Here is a 24,545-nt window from a genome sequence, read left to right on the forward strand (position 1 = left end):
TTTGAGGATAAATATTCGTAATTTATCTATATTCGATCGATCTTTGTGTCATTTCTTTGTACCAGGGGAGAAAGAATAAAAGAATTATCCTTAAAATATCTAATAATGAAAAGAATAAAAATTATCTACATTGTTTTATTTATCTACATGTTAGGAATAGGAATTTCTGCTTGTCATCAAACCGGATCTACTATGGCTAAAATATCTACTCAGGAGGATATTCAACTACCTGAAGGGAAAGCACCGGAGCCGGAACCTATTCCTCATTTTCCGGATAAGTTGCATGCTTTTGTATGGAGAAATTGGAATCTTGTAGATTTGGAAAAGATGGCACAAGTACTAAAAACCTCACCTTCAAAAGTAAAAAAACTGGCAGGCTCAATGGGTTTGCCGGCTTACCAAAAGCCAAAATGGACGACTGAACAAATCTATATTACCCTGATCAGGCGTAATTGGCATCTTTTACCTTACGAACAATTATTGGAATTAGTTGAGATGACACCTGAACGATTGAATTTTTCGCTCAGGGAAGATGATTTCCTATGGGTAAAGTTAGGAAACCTAAAACCCAAATGTCAACCGTTGATCTATGAAAATCCATCTAAAGAGTCAAAAAAACGAGCCAAAGAGATCAGTAAAGTCCTAAAAGGACAAATCGGTAAAAAGCAGTTAAATGCTGCGGTAGAACCACGTTTTGCTTTTATCGATGAAATAAAGAAAACCGATGGGATTCCACGGGAAAAAATAGTTTCTGATAAGGAAAAAGGATCTTTACGGTTTATCTATTCTTACTTTGCTTTATTTGGAGACCCTTTATTCAGTGACGAAGATATTTTTGCCGAAGGGTTATTAGAAAAATTATCAGCATTAGGGGTTAATGGAGTATGGTTGCATGTTTTGCTTCGCGACCTGGCCCCTGGAGGAAATGCCTTTCCCGAATTTGGTGCAGGACATGAAAAGCGGCTGGAGAATCTTCGCAAAACAGTAGATCTGGCACAAAAATACGGGATCGATATTTATCTGTACTTAAATGAACCCAGGGCTTTACCTGCATCTTTTTTTAATAACCCTGATATTCCCGGTAGAGAATCGACAAAAGGAGTCCGCGAAGGTGAATATCATGCATTATGTACCTCTAATGATGATGTCCGGAATTGGATAAAAGATGCTTTGACTTACATTTTTACACAAGTTCCGGAACTTGGAGGCGTATTCACGATCAGCGGCTCGGAAAACCTTACTTTCTGCAATTCGCATGGGGGATGGCAGCAATGTCCGTGCTGTAAAGAAAAATCCGGAGCGGAAGTGACTGCCGATGCCAATGCGCTCATTGCAGAGGGCGTACATCGTGCATCGCCTGATGCAAAGGTGATTATATGGGATTGGGGATGGAACAGGCACGGAATAGCAACAGACGTAATTGAAAAACTCCCTTCTGACGTATGGTTGATGTCGGTAAGTGAATGGGCATTACCTATAGAAAGAGGCGGAATAGAAAGTAAAATAGGCGAATACTCAATATCTGCAGTAGGGCCGGGTCCCCGGGCGAAAGAGCATTGGCGTGCTGCAAAAGAAAAAGGAATAAAGACAGCTGCAAAAGTGCAGTTCAATTGTACCTGGGAAATAGCTGCCGTACCATTTGTACCGGTGATGGATCTGATTGCTGAACATTGCAGTAACCTTGCCGAAAGTGGTGTTGACGGATACCTGCTCAGCTGGACGTTAGGAGGGTATCCATCTCCTAACCTCGAAATACCTCAATATTTCGATCGCACGCCTACGCCCTCAACGGAACAGGTATTGGATAAACTGGCGATAAAACGTTATGGAAATAAAGGCGCTCCGTATGCACGGAATGCATGGAGCGCTATGAGTAATGCTTATCGGGAATACCCTTATTCGGGAGCAGTTGTTTACTTTTCTCCGGTACAGATAGGCCCGGCAAACTTACTTAGGCCTGAAGCAACCGGATATAGTGCGACCATGTCGGGAATTCCTTATGATGATCTGACAAAATGGCGAAGTATATATCCTGCTGAAATATTTGCCCGGCAATTTGAAAAAATGGCTAAAGGATTTTCTGAAGCTATTCCTTTATTGAAACAGGCTGTAGATATGGCTGATAAGGAGTATATAGCAAGTGTGGAAGACGAATTGCGTTTTGCCAAAGTAGTATGCATCCACTTTGAAAGCGTAGCCAACCAGGTGCGTTATATATTATTACGGGACCAATATCTCGCACCGGAAATTCAACCGGAAAAGAGAAAAGAAGTTGCACAACAGATGAAGCCTCTGATAGAGCGTGAAATGTCCCTGGCAAACGAACTGTATCTTTTAACATTGGAAGATTCCCGGATCGGATTTGAATCGGCCAATCAATATTTTTATGTACCCAATGATCTGCTGGAGAAGATAATCAGCTGCCAACAAATACTTGATCAGTTAGAGTGAGTCAGGACAAAAAGTAATATTATCTTTAAAAAATATTTCTTACGTTGAACAATAATTGAATGTAAATTGTTAAGTATGATTTATACCTAATAACAATAATGAAAAACAACGTTTTTTGAGGATTTAATTTCGCAAATTATCCACAAGGAAAAAAATTGTTAGTGTTATTTTGTATATGATAGGAATCTTTCCAAATCAACCTATCTGTGATATCTAAAGTTTTATGATCTGATCAGGTGCTCCTGTAAAGACAATATCTTGTAATTGAGTTTGATAAATTATAATCTTATTTGCCTATGATAAAAAAGAAACGGTAAGTGCGGCCACACCCACCGTTATAAACTTTACTGTCGATTATATTAAATAATCGCATTAATTAGAATGACAAAAATATGATAATAAACCGTTGTAAAAAACTATTTATCAATAAAAAGGAAATATTTTTTTGATATCTACCGCCTTCTTCTTTGTAAGCATCTGTATTCTTAATCTTTGATGTGAGGACTCGACAATAAGATGTCTGAACATATTTGAATAACCGGTGGAAATAATACCCTCATGCCCGTGATATTAATTGCCGGTAAGGAGGATATGGTGACCTGTCTGTTAAATCAACAACGAATTTCAGCCCTTTTTGGCAAAAGAATGAGAGGCCATAAATTGTTTCGAGAATTAACTAAAAATTAAAAAAACATGATCAATAAATGTGTAAAAAAGATGTTCGTTTATGATCGTCCCTTGATCTGGAAAATCATCATTATTTCTCTGTCTATTTTATTATTACCTAATCCATCTTTTTCAAACGAGGTGGAAAACAATAAAGATTCAGAAGGAAAAGCATTGATAGCTGTTGCACAGTCTTCCATCAGGATTTCCGGAAGAGTTGTGGATAAAGATGGTTTCCCGATACCCGGAGTTGCAATCAATGTGAAAGGAAAACCGGAGATCGGTACGGTAACGGAGCAGGATGGTAAATATGCGATTACTTGTAATCCGGACGATATGCTGGTATTTTCTTTTATGGGTTTTAAAACCATGGAACAGGCAGCCAATGAGATTGATAAGGTAACACTGACCATGGAAGAAGATGCCCTTGAAATGGATGAAGTAGTGGTGGTCGCTTTCGGCAAACAGAAAAAAGAAAGTGTGGTGAGTTCCATCACAACCATTAGTCCTCAGGATCTGAGAATTCCTTCCAGCAACTTAACTACAGCTTTTGCCGGACAGATTGCCGGGGTAATCGCTTATCAACGTTCCGGAGAACCCGGTCTGGATGATGCGGAATATTTTATACGGGGAATCACGACCTTTAGTTCGGAAGGTAAAAAAGACCCATTGATCCTGATCGACGGAATTGAAATGGAATCTACCGATTTAGCAAGAATCAATCCTGATGACATTGCCTCTTTCTCCGTATTGAAAGATGCCAGTTCTGCGGCATTATATGGCGCCCGTGGCGCCAACGGGGTAATTTTGGTCACTACCAAAGAAGGAGTCAGTGAGAAACTGAATATCAATATCCGTGCGGAATTATCCACCTCTGCCAATTCGGAACTGGTGGAACTGGCCGATCCGATCACCTATATGAGGCTTCATAATGAAGCGGTCAGGACCCGGGATCCTTTGACGATGCGACCTTATTCATCGGAAAAAATATACAATACGCAGTTAGGCAATGATCCTATAAACTATCCTTCTGTGGATTGGTATAACTATCTACTCAAAAAAAGGACGTTCAATCAACGGGTTAACGCTAATATTTCCGGAGGCGGAAAAGCTGTTCAGTACTATATAGCAGCAGGATTACAACATGATACGGGTATATTTAAGGAAAGCAAGGAAAATCAAATTGATAATAACATTGATGTCCTTCGTTTTCAGCTGCGTACCAATGTAACCATTAAAATTACTCCCAGGACCACTGCCAGAGTACGGGCTTACGGTTCGTTTGACGATTCTCAGGGGCCAAAAGACGGAGGAAAAGATGCTTTCAACAAAGTCCGTAATGCCACTCCGGTACAATTTTTACCGGCTTATCCTAAAGATACAGCCAATGAGTTCACCGAATGGATCCTTTTCGGGATGGCTGGCGATGGAGTATATTCTAATCCTTACGCTCAGATCATCAGTTCTTATAAGGAGGAAAAAAAATCCATGATGTTTTCTCAGTTGGAATTGGAGCATTCCTTTGACGGTCCGCTAAAAGGACTGTTTGTACAGGGGATTTACAACATCAAACGAAACTCCGAATATGACCTTAACAGATCCTACCGTCCTTTTTACTATACGCCTGTCGCCACGGCAGATGGTTCCTATCTTTTGTATTGTTATAATCCGGACACCGGAACCAACTATCTGGATTATAATTTCGGGAACAGAAGAATCTCATCCTCCATGTATGGGGAATTCCGGATCGGATATAATAAGGTATTTAATGAAAAACATGATCTGAACCTCTTGTTGTTGGGTGCAATACGAAGCGAAACAGATACCAAGGTCACCACTCTTCAGGAGTCACTCCCCAAAAGAAATATTAACTCCGCCGGAAGAGTCACTTATGGATATGATTCAAGATATTTTATCGAAGCTAATTTTGGTTATAATGGTTCCGAACGTTTCTCCAAGAGCAAGCGCTTCGGTTTTTTCCCTTCCATCGGCGCCGGGTGGATGGTTTCCAATGAAGTATTTATGGAAGGCCTGAAAAAAGTAATACCGAGGTTGAAACTGAAAGCTACTTACGGGCTGGTAGGAAATGATGCCATCGGCGATAAAAAGGACCGTTTTTTCTTCCAATCACAGATTGAGATGAACAATAGCGGCATGGGTTATGTATTTGGAACAGAGAGGGGATATGCCAAATCAGGCATTTTGATCAAGAGATATGCTAATGATCAGATTTCATGGGAGATAGCAAAAAAGACAAACTTTGGTATCGAACTAACCTTATTCAACGATCTGGAGATACTGGCGGATTATTTTATGGAAAAACGGGAAAATATCCTGCAGACAAGAACAGATATTCCCACTACCATGGGACTGGTAACCATACCACAGGCCAATGTGGGAATTGCCAAGGGATCCGGTTTCGAAGCGGAAGTAAAATACAGGAAACATTTCAATCCCGATGTCTTTTTGATTATCAACGGAAATTTCACTTATGCTTCCAGCAAATACAAAGAGTTTGAAGAACCGGATCACACGGACGCACCCTGGAAATCCCATATCGGAAAAAAGTTATCACAGCAATACGGATATATTGCAGAAAGGCTATTTATCGATGAGGCAGAAGTAGCGAATGCACCCGTGCAAACCTTTGGCTCATACGGAGCGGGAGATATCAAATATAAAGACATCAACAATGACGGACAGATCAATTCGGATGATATGGTGCCTATCGGATACCCGACTACACCTGAGATTATCTATGGAGCCGGATTTTCTATGGGTTTTCATGGTTTCGATTTGTCCTGTTTTTTCCAGGGTTCTGCCAGATCGTCTTTTTTCATCGAGCCCGATAAGATCACTCCTTTTATCAATAACGGACAGAGAGGTTTATTGCAATATATTGCAGATGATCACTGGTCGGAGACTAACCGTAACTTATATGCTTTCTGGCCGAGACTTTCCGAATACGAGATTAAAAACAACAGCCAGAAAAGTACCTGGTGGTTGCAGGACGGTATATTCCTGCGCTTGAAAAATGCCGAATTCGGATATACCCTACCCGAAAAAATATCTCAAAAAATAGGTATGAAAATGCTCCGGGTATACCTGAGCGGTTCCAACCTCTTGGTATGGTCGAAATTTAAAATGTGGGATCCCGAAATGGCCGGGAATGGCTTAGGATATCCCGTACAAAGAGTGTTTAATCTCGGTGTAAATATTAACTTCTAAATGAAAAAAAATATGAAATATTTAATTAGAAATATATGGATATTTTCCGTTATCATGAGTATCACGGCTTGTGATAAATTTCTGGATGTGATTCCGGATGATACTCCCACATTGGATCATGCCTTTTCGAACAGGGCAGCCATGGAAAAATTCCTGTTCTCCTGCTATTCTTATTTGCCGGATCCGACCAATCCTTACTACTATCCGGCTTATCTGGATAGTAATGATGAATTCTACCCGAGGGGAGGCGAATCCAACACTCATACGGTATCTACTCCTTCAATCATTATCCGGCGTGGAGAGCAAAATTCCAATGATCCGATTCAGGATTACTGGATGGGTAAAAATGGTGGGAAAAGCATGTTTCAGGCGCTGCGTACCTGTAATATTTTTCTGGAAAATGCACATGCTCCTAAAGATATAACGGAAACCGAAAGAAAAAGGTGGATTGCTGAGGTAAAATTCCTGAAAGCCTATTATCATTTTTTCCTGTTACAATTATACGGACCGATTCCCCTGATCAAGGATAATTTCGATATATCGGCCGATCCGGAAGATGTACTGGTCTTTCGCGAACCGGTAGACGAATGTATTGCTTATATCGAAGAACTCATTGATGAAGCTCTTCCCGACTTACCGGAAATTATTACCAATAATATCCAGGAAGACGGGAGGACTACCCAACCCATAGCACTGGCAGTAAAAGCCAAGGCATTGATCTGGGGAGCCAGTCCTCTATTCAACGGAAATCCGGATTATGCCGGATGGGTCGATTCACGGGGGAAACAACTGATATCTTCCACGTATAGTAAGGAGAAATGGGAAAATGCCGCCACTGCTTTAAGATATGCTATCGGAGTTTGTCATCAGTCAGGACATGAACTATATATGTATAGTAAATTAACCGGAAGCCAGCATAATATGCATGATAGTGTCGTTGTATTGATGAGTGTACGGAAAGCGGTTACCGAAAGATGGAATAAGGGGATTATCTGGTCTAGCATGGAATCATTCGGAATAAAACGGAATAGCGACGATAATAGTAAATTTCTGATACCGACTTATCCTGATATGAGCAATTTTCAACGGATACTATACCCGGCTATAACTGATGACAGGGATCCTACATCATACTGTTTTGCTTCTTTCAATATGGCCGAATTGTTTTACAGTAAAAACGGAATACCTATCGATGAAGATCCGGATTGGGATTATGCGAACAGATATAAGCCGAAACAGGCAGGAAATGATCACAAATTTTATATCGCTTCAGGGGAGAAAACAGCGTCGCTCAATTTTAACCGTGAACCCCGTTTTTATGCCAATCTGGGGTTCGACAGGGGTTATTTCGAACTGGAAAAAACGGCAGTGAACTATGGCGCGTCATTTACCCCTTGTCTAAAACTGAGAGGCGGTAGTGAGGCAGGAAGCAATAAAAACGAAACGGGTTATTATGTAAAGAAGTTAGTCGCCTTCGAAACAGCCAATAACCAAACAACCCAGACTTATTCCGGATATGATTACCGTTTTCCTTTGATCCGGCTCGCGGATCTATACCTGTTATATGCCGAAGCATTGAATGAAATGTATGACACTCCCAATGATGAAGTATATGAATATATTGATAAGGTAAGGGAGGTGACCGGATTGAAAGGAGTGGTGGATTCATGGAAAAATTCCCGCTATCCGAACCGTCCGTTTGATAAAGACGAAATGCGGAAAATAATCCAACAGGAACGAATGATCGAACTGGCTTTTGAGGGTCAGCGTTTCTGGGATGTCCGACGTTGGAAACGGGCAGATGAATTCTGGACACAAACCCCTATAGGCTGGAACCAGCAAGGTAAAACAGTTGAAGAATATTATAATTTAGTGAATATAGGAGGGGTAACACGTAAATTCCTGTTTAAGGATTATTTATGGCCAATAAGGATTGGTGACCTACGGGTCAATAAAAACCTGGAGCAAACCTACGGATGGTAGTAAATAATTGAATTTCGATAAGTATGTCAATCCGATATAATTATAAAAATTGCTGAAACAAAGCATAATAAGACAATATAAAATATACAGGCGATTAATGCCAGTTCTTTACAAGAATAATATTTATATAACGAACAGTAGATAATTAATTGATAAAATATTTAGATATGAAAAACCTGTATTTCTTAACTGTATTATTGATGGTCTGCTTGTTTTCCGCATGTAAAGATGATGAGAAAACAGGGCTGAAACCGGGTATACTTACAGAATGTATCGTTACTTCCATCAACGGCGGAGCGCTTATTACCTACTCTATCCCGAGAGGTGTCGATGCGCTGTATGTAATGGCCGAATACGAAAGGAACGGACAGATGTTTACGGAGCGGGCATCTGCGTATGAAAACTCTTTGAAAATCGAAGGCTTCAATACCATGAATCCCGTAAGAACCGCTTTGTATGTGGTTAACCGTGATAAATCCAAATCGGAACCTTTATTTGTAGAGTTCGAGCCTTTGGAGTCCCCTATAAGTCTGACATACCAATCTATGACGCTCGAGACGGGTTTTGCCGGAATTATAGCTAAATGGGAAAACCGTGCAGAAATTGAACTGGGGTTCCGGTTGATGGTAGAAGAAGATGGAAAGTTAACAGATAAGGATATGTACTTTTCTACCCTTTCTTCCGGAGCACATGCTTTCCGGGGTTTTGACGAAGTGGAAGCTACATTTGCCGTATCCATTGAGGATAAATGGGGTAATATTTCTGACACCATGTTCCTTACCACCATTCCCTACTTTGAAATGCAGATACCATCTGCCGACATTAAAGACAGGAGGGATGGATCCGGACCATCAAAGAGCGGACTCATGTTTGATAAATTCAGGGCAAATTCTACCCTTACATTTAATAGGATGTTCAATGGAGTTACGGATGGAGACATGGATAGCTGGACTACCGAACCAACGCCGGATTATAGCGAGATGTGTGCGTTTACTATTGATCTGGGCGCAGTATATAAACTCAGCCGGATGATCATGTGGCCGCGAAGAAGGTACAATAATCCCCAACATGTATATACCGTAAATAATGTGTTTACTTTCGAAATGTGGGGTTGTAAAACGTGGGATCACTCGAAGGTTTCAGCTGAAAATAAAGCATACTGGCTGGATGAATTTCAGGATTGGCAGACCTTTATCCCTTGGGATGGCTTTTCCCCGGAAACGGACATTCCTGAACATACTTTCAAGGATGATTGGGTATACCTGGGGTATTATGAAGTTGAAAGGTTAGACTTGGCGGGAGCCACAGATGATGAAATATGGGCCAAAGGAGAAGAAGGGCATCATTTTGATATCATTGCGGAAGCTGATCCGGTACGATACATCCGTTTCTTTCCCAGGTCAACGAATCTGGGGAGCCCTGTACCCAAAGGAGAATTCCAAATAACAGAGTTGAGCTTTTTCGGTAATAACAATGTGCCGCAAGAATAAATAGAGTTGAAGGACACTCACGACATACTGAATATTTAATTAAGAAAAGTATATGAATAAAATAATATCATTCACAAAAATCCTATTTCTGATGATTACCTGTATTTCTTGCGATGACATGAACAGCATTCATCAGGATTATCTGGATGAAGGGGAAAAGGTTTATTTGGGAAAAGTAAATGAACCGGAAAGTTTTCCCGGAAGAAACAGGGTAAAGTTGATCTGGTACCAGAATGCCGATCCGGATATTACTCAAACCGTGATATCCTGGAACGCAGGAAAGGATTCGATCGTAAAAACTTTCGACAGGACAACAGGCGGTATACAAAAGGATTCTATTATTATCGATGTGGAAGAGGGAACCTATTCTTTTAACCTGTTCAATGCCAATCAATCTGATGACAAGTCCCTGATCTCGACCGTTCAGGAGGTTTCCTATGGTGATAACTATGAAAAATACCTGGTCAACAGGATGGTGGAAAGTGCATCTTTTCAGGAAGGAGAATTTGTAGTTCAATTATCTGCTACGGTATTAAGCAATATGATCGGTTCGGATATTTTCTGGCAACAAAACGGGATGGAAGAAAAACTGTTCGTTACTAAATCAAAAAATAAAGTAACCCTTGAAAATTTCAGCGGTTTATCATTTGCTTACCAGACTCTTTATATGCCTAAATCGACCGCTATTGACACCTTTTACGCAGCAAAGGCCATTTACGCAATGAACATAAGCGCCGATAAGGTTACTCCCCTTAAAGAAGGCAATACATTGAACATTACTTTTCCGGTAATCAACGATCCGTATTATACTGGGATAGAAATTACCTGGGTACAGGATGGTGTAGAGCATATTTATACATTGGATAAGGATAATACCATTGCGGCCATTGATAATTTTGATGCAAGCCGGATCAATTACCGGACCATGTTCGATTATGATGCTACAACTTATTATTCGGAATATACCGAACTCCAGGTACTTAATCCGGTTAATTTAAACAGAAGCGGATGGACGGTAACCGCTTCTCATAATTTGCCGACCGATCCTGCTAATAACTCTACGGATAATATCAAAGACGGAGATAACGATACTTTCCTCTCGTTAATTAAACCGGGAAAAAGTTATGCGGGAGTTACCGTATCTGCCGGTGAAACGGTATATTTTGTCATTGACATGGGTACCTCTCCGACCTTCGATTACTTCATCTTACGTCATCGTCAGGGTAACGAAGCTGCAACTAGTCCGAACCTGAGAGTACATAAAGCTTCTTTCTATGGAAGCAATACAGGAGGTAATGATTATGTCCTGATAACAGGTGTAGATATTGATGTGGATGCTCAGGAAAATCGATATGACATACCAAGATCAACATATCGCTACCTGAAAATGACCTATGACCAATGGACAGATACATCCAGTGCCATGCAAATTGCCGAATTTTATCTGGGACTATGGCAATAGGGATGATAGGATACAAATAATATGATTTGTTGTTCAAGAAACATATTGTACCGGTTAACCCGGAGGTCTATCCGGGTTTAATCAAAGAAAAAAATTAAATGTTTTACCGGCTGAAGCAGGAGAGGCTGTAATGAAAAATACCCTGCAATTGATTTTTTAAAATTTAAATGTTACACTTATGAAAAAGTATGTTTTTCTTTTGATGGCCCTTTTGGGCATAGGGTGCTGGGCTTGTAAGGATGACGACCCGTCGCCGCCGAAACCCGTTATTTTATTATCGGCACCTGCCAATGCATCTTCTTGTGAGCTGGAAACTGTGGATGATGTCACTTTTTCGTGGGCCGTGAGCAGTGGTGAAGTCGCCGGAGGATATACCTTGTACCTGAGTCTGTCAGCTGACCTGGTCTCTGCAAAAACCTATACCTCTACCCAGCTTCTGTTAAAGATCGCTTCCGGTAACTTAGATGCCTTGTTGGGAGAATGGGGTGTTGCCCTGGGTGCGGAAGCTACGGTATATTGGTCGGTGAAGCCTTCCGTGGAAGGTGAAGCCACTCCGCCGGCAGAATCACGGAACGTGAAAATGAAAAGACTTCCTAAACCGGCTCCTGTAATTTCCTTATCCGAACCGGATGCAGAAGCTTTTATTGACCTGAAAGGCCTCAGTAATATAAATTTCTCGTGGAAGTTGGGTGAGGAGGATGTTATTACCGGCGGATATACCCTGTATATCAGCAATACGGAAGATCTGGCTTCTTCGCTTACGTATACATCTGAAGAACTTTCTAAAGCGGTAGATACCAACGAACTGGATGAAAAACTGGAAGAATGGGGTTACACCTGGGAAGCAGAAGCGGAAATTTTCTGGACGGTAAAGCCCACAGAACCTCAAATTGCAACTGTCCCGGATGCAAGGAAGATAAAAATCAAGCGTTTACCCAGGTCGTCCAGTGTTCTGGGGAGTATGCAAAATGTTCAGGTGTATCCTGGTTATGAGCGGATTCTTGTAACCTGGGAACAAAATCCTGATCCTATGATTGAACAAACCGTACTTTATTGGAATAATAAAGCGGATTCGGTTGTAATTGATTTTGTCAGAACAGAGGATGGTTGGCAAAAAGAGTCTGTTTACATTCCCAATCTAACGGAAGGAACAGCGTATACTTTTAAGTTATTCAATAAAAATTCACTTGGGGACAGATCTGCTCCGGAAGGTGTTCAATCGGGAGGATGTACTCCTTACGGGCCGGTATGGGAAGCCACCTTGGGTGGGAAAAACACAAGAGAGTTAACCAGAATCCTGCCAACGGCCTATAATCCCGCTTCTCCCAATACAACGGTGGGTAATGTGACCCTTACATGGGATAATGCTCCGGCTAATAGCGTAAAAACCGTAGTGGAATACAAAAAAACGGGAAGCGGTACGCCTTCCAATGTATATGTCAGCAATAATGCAACATCAACCGCATTGACTCAAGTGGGTAATAATCTTCTCGATCCGGATCACCTCCTTTATGTAAAAACACTATATGCCCCTGAAGGCGGAATTGATACCCTTGAATCGAAAACTTTATTAAGCCAGATGGTGGTTTATATCGCGGATATAGAGAAATCACATAAAAGGCTGAATTACAATCATCATCTTAAACCTCCGACCTGGACAGAGACAATTATATCAGCTACTGATGAACGGTTGATCTGGGGGATGAATCAGGAAGATAAGATTACGGTATTTGATTGCAACCGATTCGGCAGCTTCGGTATTTTCGGAGGTGCTGAATTTATCAATCAATATGGAGAGAATTCTCGTTTTCAAATGAAATGGACAATCAATGCAGACAATACGGTAACTGTTGAAGGACGCGATAACGATCCTGCTGCCGGGTATACTATTCACAACAATGACCAAACCAGGGGTGAAGGAGGAAGCTCTGCTTCCCATGGTACAGCCGGTGTGGTTACTATAGATGAAGGTCCGTCGACCTTTAATCCATCGGATCGTACTTTAGCTATGAATTATATGCGAATAGTGGTCGGTACCACTTCTACAGGAATAAAAACATTTTTCCTGGAGACCCTTAAACCCAAACCTTAAGATGTAACATTTGTACTTAAACAAGTTGGTGTATTTTACACCAACTTGTTTTATTCTCTTTCCTGATTTATAATATTTTCTATTCTATGCCTTATACAAGTAAAATACGAGCAACCTCTAAATATCTTATCCTGTTTTTGGTTATTTTGAACGTTGCCTGTAAGAAAGAGACGACCGAACCTTTTTTCAGGATGGATGAGTCGGAGTTGCTACAGAATATGAGTGCGGAGGAGGGGAACAGGAAGGTCACCATCTCCACCAATCAGAAATATACAGTCATATCTTCTCAATCATGGTGCAAAGTTTCTGTTTTTCAGGATTATTTCTCCATCTCTGTTTACGGGAATGAAGATCTGCAATCAAGGACTGCGTCCATTACAATAACATCCAAAGGATTCCCGGAACGGGTTGTAACGGTGGTACAAGCCGGAACACCTTCTGTCTGGGGTATTCCTGAAGAATCCTTGATACAGCATTTCACCATGGATGGCGATATCCGTACCATTGCAGTTCCAACTGTCCGGGAATATACAGCTACCTCTTCTCAAACATGGTGTGCTGTAACAATCACGGATGATGGTCTTGAAATCACAGTAACTCCTAATGATGGGGAGAAAAGGACCTCTCTTGTTACCCTTGGCGCCGAAGGGCTTTCCGATATTTTCCTCAAAGTGACCCAGGATGGTGCTATTCCTTTTCTGGAGGTGCCGGACGATCAATTAATCCAATATTTTGATGAAAACGGAGGTACGCGGATTATTACGGTGGCATGTCACCAAAAATATACGGCTATATCCTCTGAAACCTGGTGTTATGCGGAAGTCTGTGATAATGGGTTGAAAATATCCATACCCCAAAACAAAAGTTCGGAACGGACAGCCCGAATTATGGTTTCTTGTAACAATATGCCGGACATCACTATCGATGTGGTACAGGAGGGTATTACTCCGTTTATCTCGGTAAAAGAATCAGGAATCTGGCTTCGGGCAGGAATACAGGAATTTTCTTTAACTGTTACCGCCAATATCCCGTTCGTTTTTGAACTTCCGGCGTGGATACGGAAAATATCATGCAGTCCCTGTGAAACGGCCATTCGGAAATACACTTTTATCGCCTCTTCTCCGGTAACTGTTCAGGAGAACATCATCATCAAAGGAGTGGATGGCGACGTGCAGGCGGTGGTTCCGGTGATACAGCAGGAAGTGATGGCGATCAAGGCCATGACCTATAATGTACGGGTATATTCATCCAATGACGGCGACAATAACTGGCCCAACAGAAAAGATGTAGCGGCGCAGATCATTAAGAACGAAGGAATTGATGTTGCCGGATTGCAGGAGATGAGTAAAAATATTTTAGGAGTGGATCAGTTCGGAGATTTAAAAACGTTGTTATCTGAAGATTATGATGCATATGGATACGGGCGCGACGAAAGTTCGATCTCAGATGAGTACAATGCCATATTTTACAAAAAAAGCCGTTTTCGTCTCATCAAATCCGGTGTTTTTTGGTTGAGTGAGACACCCGATGTGAAATCAAAAGGCTGGGATGCCGCTTACTATCGTATTGCCGTATGGACCATACTGGAAGACAAAAATGACGGGCAACGTTTGTTCTTCATCAATACACATCTGGATAATTCGGGGCCAACCGCACGACTGGAAGGCGTCAAGCTGATTATGACCAGGATCAATTCCCTGAGTGAGGGATTACCGGTTGTTCTGACAGGAGATTTTAATGCCGTACCTGCATCCGAACCGGTCAGGTATATAACGAATCCTTCCATTCCGGATCATTTGTTACATACAAAGGATATTGCGGAAAGCAGAAGCGGTCCGAACTGGACCATTCACGATTATGGCGTGACGCCGGAAAGTCAGCGGATATTTCTTGATTATATATTTGTCAACCGCTCATCGGAAGTCACTAATCATACTGTTCTCCCTGAAAAACTGAACAACATCTTTTTATCAGATCATTGTCCTGTTACTTCGGAGATTTTATTAATGAAAAACCTGTAGATATAAGGCCATGTATCTGAGATTATCCCTGCTTTTTATCTTATTTTTACGTATTCCGGTGGTATTATCCCAGGATTATACCGTCGCCAAAATATGGGATGCGGCTCCTCATAACGCTTTTACAGACCTGACCAGGTATGCGGGGAAATATTATTGTATATTCAGGGAAGGACCGGGGCATAATCCTACGCCCGGTAACCCGGCTGATGGAAAAGTACGTATTCTTGTTTCGGCAGATGGGGAAAATTGGGAATCGGCAGCATTACTGGAGAAAGAAGGCGTGGATCTGAGGGATTCAAAATTTTCCGTCACACCCGATGGGCGTTTGATGATCCTGATGGGCGGTAGCTTCTATCCCAACGGAACGCTCACTGGTCGCCAACCCCATGTGGTTTTTATGGATCCTCAGGGGAAATTTACCGGAATCATGCCGGCCAATATTGATGAAAGTATCCGTTCTTATATGGACTGGCTATGGCGGGTTAGCTGGGATCCGAAAACCGGAACCGGGTATGGTGTCGTCTATCAGGATTTTCCGGACAAGGAAAGCGGTTTGTACCTGGTAAAAACCGTTGACGGCAAAAATTATACCCATGTTTCACGATTGAATCTTACCGGAAAACCAAACGAATCCACTGTTGAAATGCTGGAAGACGGTAAAATGCGTATGATTGTCCGGCGTGAAGGATCCGACAAAAAGGGGATGGCCGGGTTGATCGGTTATAGTGAAGCGCCTTATGTTGAATGGCAATGGTATGATCTGGGCATTCGTTTAGGTGGGCCGAACATCATCACTTTACCCAATGGAAAAACCCTGATCGGAAGTCGTTTTCACGTAGATCCTACAAAAAATTTTCCGGCGCGTATGTCACTTTTCGGATTGGATAAAAATAACAAGGCAGTAAAGTGGTTGGATCTGCCCAGTGGAGATGAGGGGGATACGAGTTATCCCGGTTTTCTTGTTGTCGGGGATGAACTCTGGGTCTCCTATCATTCCACAGATAAGGCTAAAACAGGAATATATCTGGCAAAGATAAAACTGGCGTTTTTCAATACTTCCGTTGATAATGAACTGATCTCCGTAAGCAATATAGAATCACAGATGTATACCGGATCGGCCATCTGTCCGGAACCGGTTATTACGGATACGGAAAACGGAAAGATACTGGTTCAGGAAACAGATTATACTTTAAGTTATGCCAACAATACTGAAATAGGATATGCCCGGATCATTATCGGCGGTATAGGGAATTATAAAGGCAGCCGGACTGTAACATTCAGGATTATCTCTGACGTCCGGCCTTCTGTGGAAAAGATCGAAGTCAATCATGAAACGGTAGCCTCCCTTTCCCGTCCTTTTGTGGATATGGGCTGCGGGACCGCCGCTGCCACTATAAAAGTTGTCGTTCCTTCACAGGATATCAGGGTCAATTTTCATGTTTCAGATAAGGTGTATTCAGGTGGTTATTCAGTTACCATTCCGTTAGAACAACCGCAAATATACCGGGTCGGCATTACGGCCTATTCCGATATCTCCGAAAGAACCTATGATCTGCAAATCGAAAGACGTTTTGAATTTGATCATCTGGTGGCCATCCGGAACCATACCCTCTCTGTGTTGCCGTCTTTCGGCAACATAGGTTTCAAATCATGGCAATTATACCGGAAACCTGCCGGACAGCAAGACTTTACGCCTCTGCTGGTTGAGGCCGGAGCAGCATACGTGCCTGTTACCATGAGTTACACCCCTTCCGGCAATGAAATACCGGCGAATCCAGAAGATGTTTATTACGCGGCTGTAGTCACCATGGACAACGATACCATCCGCAGTTGTGAAAAGAAATGGGACATTATCGCGTTTGTCGATCAAAAAACCGCCGGAAATGCGGATTTCCGCATATATCCCAATCCGGTGATACGGGGAATGGAATTTTTCTTTGAAGGACCCTATGAACAGGCCGGAAAAACAGAGATACTGATGTTGCATTTATCCGGATATCCTGTTTTACAGATGCATGTGACCGAACCGTCCGTCCGTGTCAAAGCGCCGGATACCCCGGGAATCTATCCGCTGATTGTCCGGACAGGAAATAAGAAATGTAAGAACTGGAAAGTAATTGTTCAATAGAAATTATTTGACGAGTGTTTTTTGATGACTGACAAAATCACTGATTTCAGACTCAAAATCTTTAGCCAAATTAAGCCAATCAAATTCTATGAAATTCCACCTATTCCTTTTTCCTTTTTTAATCTGTTTTTCTTCTTGTACAAATAGCGGAAAATTACTTTCCTCTAAAGCTTTCCATATCTTATCACAGGGGCTGTCACAAAATGAAAGATGGGAAAAAGTACATGCCGCGGAATTTTTACTGGATTTAGGGCATGAAGAACATGTTCGAACCACATTCCTTTCCGAATATGATCAGTACGGACATGTTCCGCAATACAGGATCGGTATCTGGCGGGTACTATACAAATGTTCGGAAGGATCCGAAAAGAAAAAATACGGAGATAGTATTTATCAGGCTTTTGTCCGGCCGGATTCTCCTGACCGTCTGCATGCGGTGGAAACCCTCGCTAAATTAAACATGGCAAAAAGAGATGCCGATACGGCAATCATCGCGTCGGCATTAACATCCACGGATTTACAGATGTGCTTGTATACCCGGTGGTGGGTACTCCCTCAGCAGGAAAACGGGATAGATCGACTGAAAAACCTGTTGTTTGGGATCATCCGGTCCGGCCAAAACGATGAACCGGTCCGCCGACTGGCAGCATACATTATCAGGGAAGATCGATCCATCGTACTTACCCTTGAAGAATGGATGCAGATGAAAGATATCGCGGTAGCCGAACCCATTTCGTCAACAGCCAGGGCCCAACTTCTGGCGACTTTATTTTCAAAAGCATCCTGTGAGGTAACTATGTTGCCCGGGTTCGGAGAAGTAAAAAAAGCACTTCTCAGGTACAAAGAATCCGAAGTCGCTCATATGTATCAATTATGTCTGGCATTCGCCGAAAAGGGAACTTCAGGTGATGTCCGCATGTTGGCATCTTTGCTGGATAATGAGTCAGATGATGTGAAAAATGCGGCGGCCTATGCTATTTTACGGATAGTTGCCCGGAACAAGGAAAAATATTAAACCGAAAGGATCCATGAATCATCCATTGTCAACACCTGTTCAGATAAAAATTTCTTCGAGGGCCTGGATTACCGTTGCACTCCTGTTCGTGGTAGGTGCCCTCAATTACCTCGACCGTATGATGATAGCGACCATGCGGGAATCGCTTGTCACGGCCATACCTATGACTGATGCACAGTTCGGATTATTGACTTCTGTATTTTTATGGGTTTACGGTCTGTGTAGTCCTTTTGCCGGCTTTATTGCAGATAAGTTCAAAAAAAGCTATGTCATCATTGGCAGCTTGTTTGTATGGTCGGGAGTAACCTGGTTAACCGCACATGCTACCACTTTCGAGCAATTACTGGCTACAAGAGCCTTGATGGGCATCAGTGAAGCATTCTATATTCCCGCAGCGCTTGCCCTGATCGTCGATTACCATAAAGGTACTACACAGTCGCTGGCTGTCGGACTACATCTTGCCGGAACCACTGTCGGACAAAGCCTGGGTTTCCTGGGTGGATGGGTGGCGGAAAAATATACATGGAGCCATGCTTTTAATATATTCGGTCTGATTGGCGTTTTATATGCTGTTTTACTGATCTTCACTTTAAGAGAAGCTCCCAAAAGTAATAACAGGAACCTGAATACGGATCTGAAGGACAAAATTCCGGGTATCCGCTTTAAAGATGCCATGAAAAACATATTTGCTAAGAAAACATTCATCTACCTGTTGTTTTTCTGGTGCCTGATCAGCATTGTGGGATGGCTGGTCATCGGATGGCTGCCTACCTATTATAAAGACCATTTCCAGCTTTCTCAAAGTGTAGCCGGAGTATATGCGACCGCATACCTATATCCGGCCTCTATTCTGGGACTGATTATTGGAGGTTTCTGGTCGGACAAATGGATCAGGACCAATCCTTATGCACGTATTCTTGTTCCTATGATCGGTCTCAGTATTGCAGCTCCTTGTGTTTTTATGGCCAGCTACACTAATATTCTGATCATCGCCATTATCTTCTTTATGATGTACGCATTTCTAAAGATGTTTGTCGATTCCAACCTGATGCCTATTTTGTGTATATTGATCGATGAACGTTACAGGGCTACCGGATACGGAATCCTTAATATGCTGGCAACTATCGTAGGTGGTGTGGGTATTTATGTGGCCGGTGCATTACGCGATTCCAATATCAACCTGGGAGTTGTGTATCAATCGGCTTCATTGTGTATTGTCCTTTGTGTGGTTTTGTTATGGCTGATCAGAAGAAATGCACGGGAAATGACCAAAAATAAAATATTATAAAAACAGATTTGTATGAAAATGCGGGAAAGTAAGGTACTTAGAAAGCTCAGGTCGGGAGAAAATGTATGTAGCTTCAAACTGAACCTGTGCAGTGCACAGGCTGCTGAGCTGGTAGCCATGACGGGTTTCGATTGTATATGGCTGGATATGGAACACACAGCACAGGACTGGAGTATGATCAATGCTCAGAACTGGGCTGCCAAAGCTCATGATACGGATGTATTAGTAAGGGTTTCAAGAGGAGGCTACAGTGATTATATCAAGCCGTTCGAACTGGATGCTACAGGGATCATGGTGCCGCACATCATGAGTCTGGACGATGCAAAGAATGTAGTCCGTATGACCCGCTTCCATCCTATCGGCCGCCGGCCCGTAGATGGTGGAAACAGCGACGGCGCCTATGGAATGACAGGAATGGACGACTACCTGAAAAAAGCGAATGAACAACGTTTTGTCGTTTTACAGATCGAAGACCCGGAGCCGCTTGTTGACCTGGAAGCTATAGCGCAACTGGAAGGATACGACATGCTGTTCTTCGGGCCGGGAGATTTTAGCCAGGGCATAGGCGCCCCGGGACAGTGGGAAGATCCCCGTCTAATAAAAACACGTGAATTAATCGCAACTACGGCCCGGAAATATGGGAAGTATGCCGGGACAACAGGTAGCCCGGATAATTTTAAACAGTTGAATGATATGGGATACCAGTTTGTTAATCTGGGTGCAGATGTGGTGGGCCTGATCGATTATTGCCGAAAACTTGTCAACGGGTTTCGGGGCGAAATGAAATAAAAATCTGTTCGTAAACGATAAAAATAAAACGAACCAACTGATGTTTTATAATCGCCGGTCAGGATTTGCTTCACGGAATATTACACCGGTTGCATAGTTTGGGGATCTGGGCGTGTTGTCATTCCTGTTTCAGTATCAGGATTTTTTCTATATTTGTAGAATATAGGATGCACCTCGGCAAAGTTTACGAACAAGTTCGACACTCTGCCCTCGGTTTTCGCTATATTTGTCAGGGATATCATATCATTATTGACTGGTTTGTAGGAAGTAATGACCAAAATTATATTTTTCGCAAAACCGGTAATTTTCCGAACATCAACACACCTATTCTTAAAATCACTTTGCAGAGATGAAAAGAATTTTTCTGAACCTCCTTTTGTGTACGGCCGTTTTATTTCCTTATAATATCTTTTCTCAACAGAAGTATGGAGCCAACCGGGTGTCGGTAGAACGCCGGTCTCAGGCTCCACCTTTAAAATTGATATCCTCTTCTGACAGGGAAATGATACAAAAGGCAGATCAGATGGTGAAAAAATACCATTTGAATACAAAGCCGGTCAACCATGTGGTGAAAATAGTATATTTTCATGGTAATGATCTGTTCCCATTAGATAACTGGCAGGACCGGCTGCCCCGGACATTGGATGACGTAAGCAACTTCTACAGGGAAGAATTTCAAAGATATGGTATTGACATTAGCGGAGTGCCTTTTGAAAAAAAGAATGGTGAATATGTCATTCATAAAGTTCAGGGAGATCTGTCATCCCGTAATTACAATACCGAGTCGGGAGGGATAATCGAGGAAGAAATTGCAAGGAAGACCAACGGACGGATCAATTTTTCCACGGATTATGTATTAATTATAAATGGTTTGTGTTATCGAAAAGATGATGGAGTTTATGTTTTTCACTCACCATATCACGGGAGAGGTTCATTCATCGATGGGGTATGTCACGTTGCGGATTGCGAACTGTTAGATGCCGGATTATTAAAAGATACTACTATGCGAATGGTGTTTTCTGAAATGATGATAGCTCGAAAAGAGTGTGGTGTCGCTGAATTTAACAGTTGGTATATTGGCGGGATTGCTCATGAAATGGGACATGTATTTGGGCTTCCCCATGATTTTGGTTATCCGGGGGAGACGGACGGATCTAATATTTCGTTGATGGGACAGTATGGCAGTCGGCATTTCAGGGATTATCTCTGGGGAGGAAAACCAAGTGCATTTTTCTCTGCGGCGGGTATTTTACAGATGTTGAGCCATCCTGTTTTTACTCAATCCGATAAATTACAAAACACAGATCTTGATTTTTGGTTGTATAGTAAACAGTTCGAAAAAAATGAAACAGGGATACTGTTAAATGCGAATTTTAAAGCCGGGGTGCCACCCTATGGAATAGTAGCGTTATTACGGCCGGATAATATTTCGGAATATTTCAACCGGAGTTTTCCAACTTTTATCCAAAGTGCCGGTTCAATAAGTGTAGAATTAGGGAAATTATCGGCAGGAAGTTATACCCTTCAATTATTGTTCCTTTTCCCTAACGGTGCTGTCCGATGGTTCAATCATACGGTATCTGTAGACAATGAGGGTAATGCCGTGATCATTGATTCTCCGGCGAATAATTCCGTAGACATACAGAAATTGTATGAAAAGATCGGGAAGCAGAAAAAAACCACGGAAACACAGGCGAAATTAGAAATATTAAATGGAATATTGAATCCGCAAACGCCTATAAATCCTGTAACATACCAGGGGAAAACATTATATTTATCAGATGCAAAGTGGGAGAAAGCCATGGTAGGTTGGGAACAACCGGCCAGGAATTATTTTAACCGCGAAGCGGAACATAGGTTTTTCCTGGAACTTCAGGGGAAATTATATGCCAAAGGCCTTTATGCTCATTCGCCGTCATTATATGTGTTCCGCTTAGGTAAAAAATGGAATACATTTTCTGCAATTGTCGGTTTAAGGGATGGCGCTCATAAACAAGGATCTGCAAGATTTACAGTGATCGGCGACGGTAAGGTAATTTACAAATCAGACGTGTTAAGAAACCAAGGACAGGAAGAAATAACAGTGGATATATCAGGCGTAGAGATTCTGGAACTAAAAGCCGACGGAACAGAAGGACATAATCATAATTCGTGGGCGATATGGGTCGATCCTGTTATAAAAAAATAACTGAACCACTATGTATCTTTAGTCCATAGGTTGGAGAATGACTGAATGCAATTTCCGGGTAGAACGCTCTTTTAACCACTTCAATAGCATTCTCAACGCTAAATGTGTTAAAGTGCATAGTTTTTACTATGATTCATCTTACAATTCCTTTTACCTTTAATGGACTTTCGTATAAAAAACGTTTTTTGAGGATTTTATTTCGCGAATTAGATATGATTCATGGCCATAATGGTATTACTTTGTATATACCTTCAAAATCATTTGGAATAAAACAATATAAAATATAATATGGATACATCAAGACGTGATTTTATAAAAAAAGTCTCATTAGGAGCGACAGCGCTTAGTGTCGGAGGTATACTTCCCGGGTTCAGCGCCGGAAGTTATCGTCGGATTATAGGGGCCAACGACCGCATCCGTGTTTCGGTAATCGGTGTCAACAGCCGTGGCAATGCTTTGGCTCAGAATTTCGCTCATCAACCGCAATGTGAGGTTGCCACTATATGTGATGTGGATAAACGAGCCATAGAGAAATGTATCAAGGCATTAAGTGGAATACAGGAAAAAATACCCGGAGGAGAACCGGATTTCAGAAAATCACTCGAAGATAAGAATATAGATGCCGTTGTTATAGCTACTCCCGACCATTGGCATACACCGGCTGCATTGTTGTCCCTCCAGGCAGGAAAACATGTATATCTTGAAAAACCTGTAAGTCACAACCCGAATGAGGGCGAAATGCTGGTCAATGCCGCAAAAAAATACAATAAAGTAGTGTTGATCGGTACACAGCGCCGTTCCTGGCCCAAGGTAGTCGAAGCCATTCAGAAAGTACAGGAAGGTGTTATCGGAAAAGTACATTACGGGAAAGGATGGTATGCCAGCAACAGGCCGGGCATCGGTACCGGTAAACCTGTTCCTGTTCCGGAATGGTTGGATTGGGACCTGTGGCAGGGGCCGGCACCACGTAAAACCTATAAGGATAATATTGTCCACTATAACTGGCACTGGTTCTGGAATTGGGGAACTGCCGAATCATTGAACAACGGGACCCATATGATAGACCTGCTCTGCTGGGGGATGAACCTGAAATACCCTAAAAAGATCACTTCAAGCGGCGGAAGATATTATTATAAAGACGATTGGGAAACACCCGACACACAAATCATCAATATAGAATATGATGATGTGCTCTTATCATGGGAAGGGCAAAGTTGTAACAGCAAATTGATCGAAAACTCATCTGTAGGAGTCATTTTTCACGGAGAAAAAGGCAATCTATTCATCTCCGGTGGGAATGATTACAAGATATTCGACAAAAATAACAAGGTGATCAGTGATGTGAAGAGCGACATTACTATCGACCCCCAGAACAGGACAAGTCCCGCCCAAAGGCTGGATGCCCTCCATATACAGAACTTCTTTGACGGCATACAAAAAGGGGCTAAGCTCAACATGACCGTTGAGGAAGGGCATTTGTGTACTTTACTGATGCAATTGGGCAATATATCACTGCGTACCGGAAGTCCTTTGAATATCAATCCCGAAAACGGGCATATCCTGAAAAATTCCGCAGCGCAAAAACTCTGGAAACGGGATTATGAGCGTGGATGGGAGCCCAAAGTTTAATTAAAGTAGAATACAAAATATGAATTAAGTATCATATTTTTTATTGGTCAGGGAAATGATCAATAAGTATAACTATGGTCGTTTTTAAATCTATTTGTGTGAGAGTGTGAAATAA

13 protein-coding genes are annotated in these 24,545 nt (G+C 42.0%); all 13 read left to right on the top strand.

Annotation, left to right across the window (positions count from 1 at the left end):
- Window positions 1–105: 105 nt before the first annotated feature.
- Window positions 106–2,451 (top strand): hypothetical protein, encoded by a 2,346-nt coding sequence (locus tag LBQ60_15800; protein MDR2039385.1) that lies wholly within the window; start codon window positions 106–108, stop codon window positions 2,449–2,451.
- Between the two features lie 693 nt (window positions 2,452–3,144).
- Complete coding sequence (locus LBQ60_15805) at window positions 3,145–6,345, top strand: TonB-dependent receptor (GenBank protein ID MDR2039386.1); 3,201 nt, start codon at window positions 3,145–3,147, stop codon at window positions 6,343–6,345.
- Between the two features lie 12 nt (window positions 6,346–6,357).
- Entirely contained in the window at window positions 6,358–8,328 is a 1,971-nt protein-coding gene (locus LBQ60_15810) for a RagB/SusD family nutrient uptake outer membrane protein (GenBank protein MDR2039387.1), read from the top strand.
- Between the two features lie 167 nt (window positions 8,329–8,495).
- Window positions 8,496–9,818: a DUF4959 domain-containing protein gene (locus LBQ60_15815; GenBank protein ID MDR2039388.1), complete on the top strand. Its 1,323-nt coding sequence runs from the start codon at window positions 8,496–8,498 to the stop codon at window positions 9,816–9,818.
- A gap of 91 nt (window positions 9,819–9,909) precedes the next feature.
- Window positions 9,910–11,280, top strand: coding sequence for a DUF4998 domain-containing protein (locus LBQ60_15820; GenBank protein ID MDR2039389.1), 1,371 nt, complete (start codon window positions 9,910–9,912; stop codon window positions 11,278–11,280).
- A 178-nt stretch (window positions 11,281–11,458) separates the two neighbouring features.
- Window positions 11,459–13,372 (top strand): SusE domain-containing protein, encoded by a 1,914-nt coding sequence (locus LBQ60_15825; protein ID MDR2039390.1) that lies wholly within the window; start codon window positions 11,459–11,461, stop codon window positions 13,370–13,372.
- An 86-nt stretch (window positions 13,373–13,458) separates the two neighbouring features.
- Window positions 13,459–15,393 (top strand): endonuclease/exonuclease/phosphatase family protein, encoded by a 1,935-nt coding sequence (locus tag LBQ60_15830; protein ID MDR2039391.1) that lies wholly within the window; start codon window positions 13,459–13,461, stop codon window positions 15,391–15,393.
- 10 nt (window positions 15,394–15,403) lie between these two features.
- On the top strand, window positions 15,404–17,521 hold the full coding sequence (locus tag LBQ60_15835; protein ID MDR2039392.1) for a hypothetical protein: 2,118 nt from the start codon (window positions 15,404–15,406) through the stop codon (window positions 17,519–17,521).
- 88 nt (window positions 17,522–17,609) lie between these two features.
- Window positions 17,610–18,536, top strand: coding sequence for a hypothetical protein (locus LBQ60_15840; GenBank protein ID MDR2039393.1), 927 nt, complete (start codon window positions 17,610–17,612; stop codon window positions 18,534–18,536).
- A gap of 13 nt (window positions 18,537–18,549) precedes the next feature.
- Entirely contained in the window at window positions 18,550–19,824 is a 1,275-nt protein-coding gene (locus LBQ60_15845) for an MFS transporter (GenBank protein MDR2039394.1), read from the top strand.
- A 12-nt stretch (window positions 19,825–19,836) separates the two neighbouring features.
- Window positions 19,837–20,613: a hypothetical protein gene (locus tag LBQ60_15850; protein MDR2039395.1), complete on the top strand. Its 777-nt coding sequence runs from the start codon at window positions 19,837–19,839 to the stop codon at window positions 20,611–20,613.
- Between the two features lie 349 nt (window positions 20,614–20,962).
- Window positions 20,963–22,801: an NPCBM/NEW2 domain-containing protein gene (locus LBQ60_15855; GenBank protein MDR2039396.1), complete on the top strand. Its 1,839-nt coding sequence runs from the start codon at window positions 20,963–20,965 to the stop codon at window positions 22,799–22,801.
- 288 nt (window positions 22,802–23,089) lie between these two features.
- Window positions 23,090–24,430 (top strand): Gfo/Idh/MocA family oxidoreductase, encoded by a 1,341-nt coding sequence (locus LBQ60_15860; protein MDR2039397.1) that lies wholly within the window; start codon window positions 23,090–23,092, stop codon window positions 24,428–24,430.
- Window positions 24,431–24,545: the final 115 nt, after the last annotated feature.

This window comes from Bacteroidales bacterium (genome assembly GCA_031275285.1).
In the GTDB taxonomy this organism is placed as follows: Bacteria; Bacteroidota; Bacteroidia; order Bacteroidales; family UBA4181; genus JAIRLS01.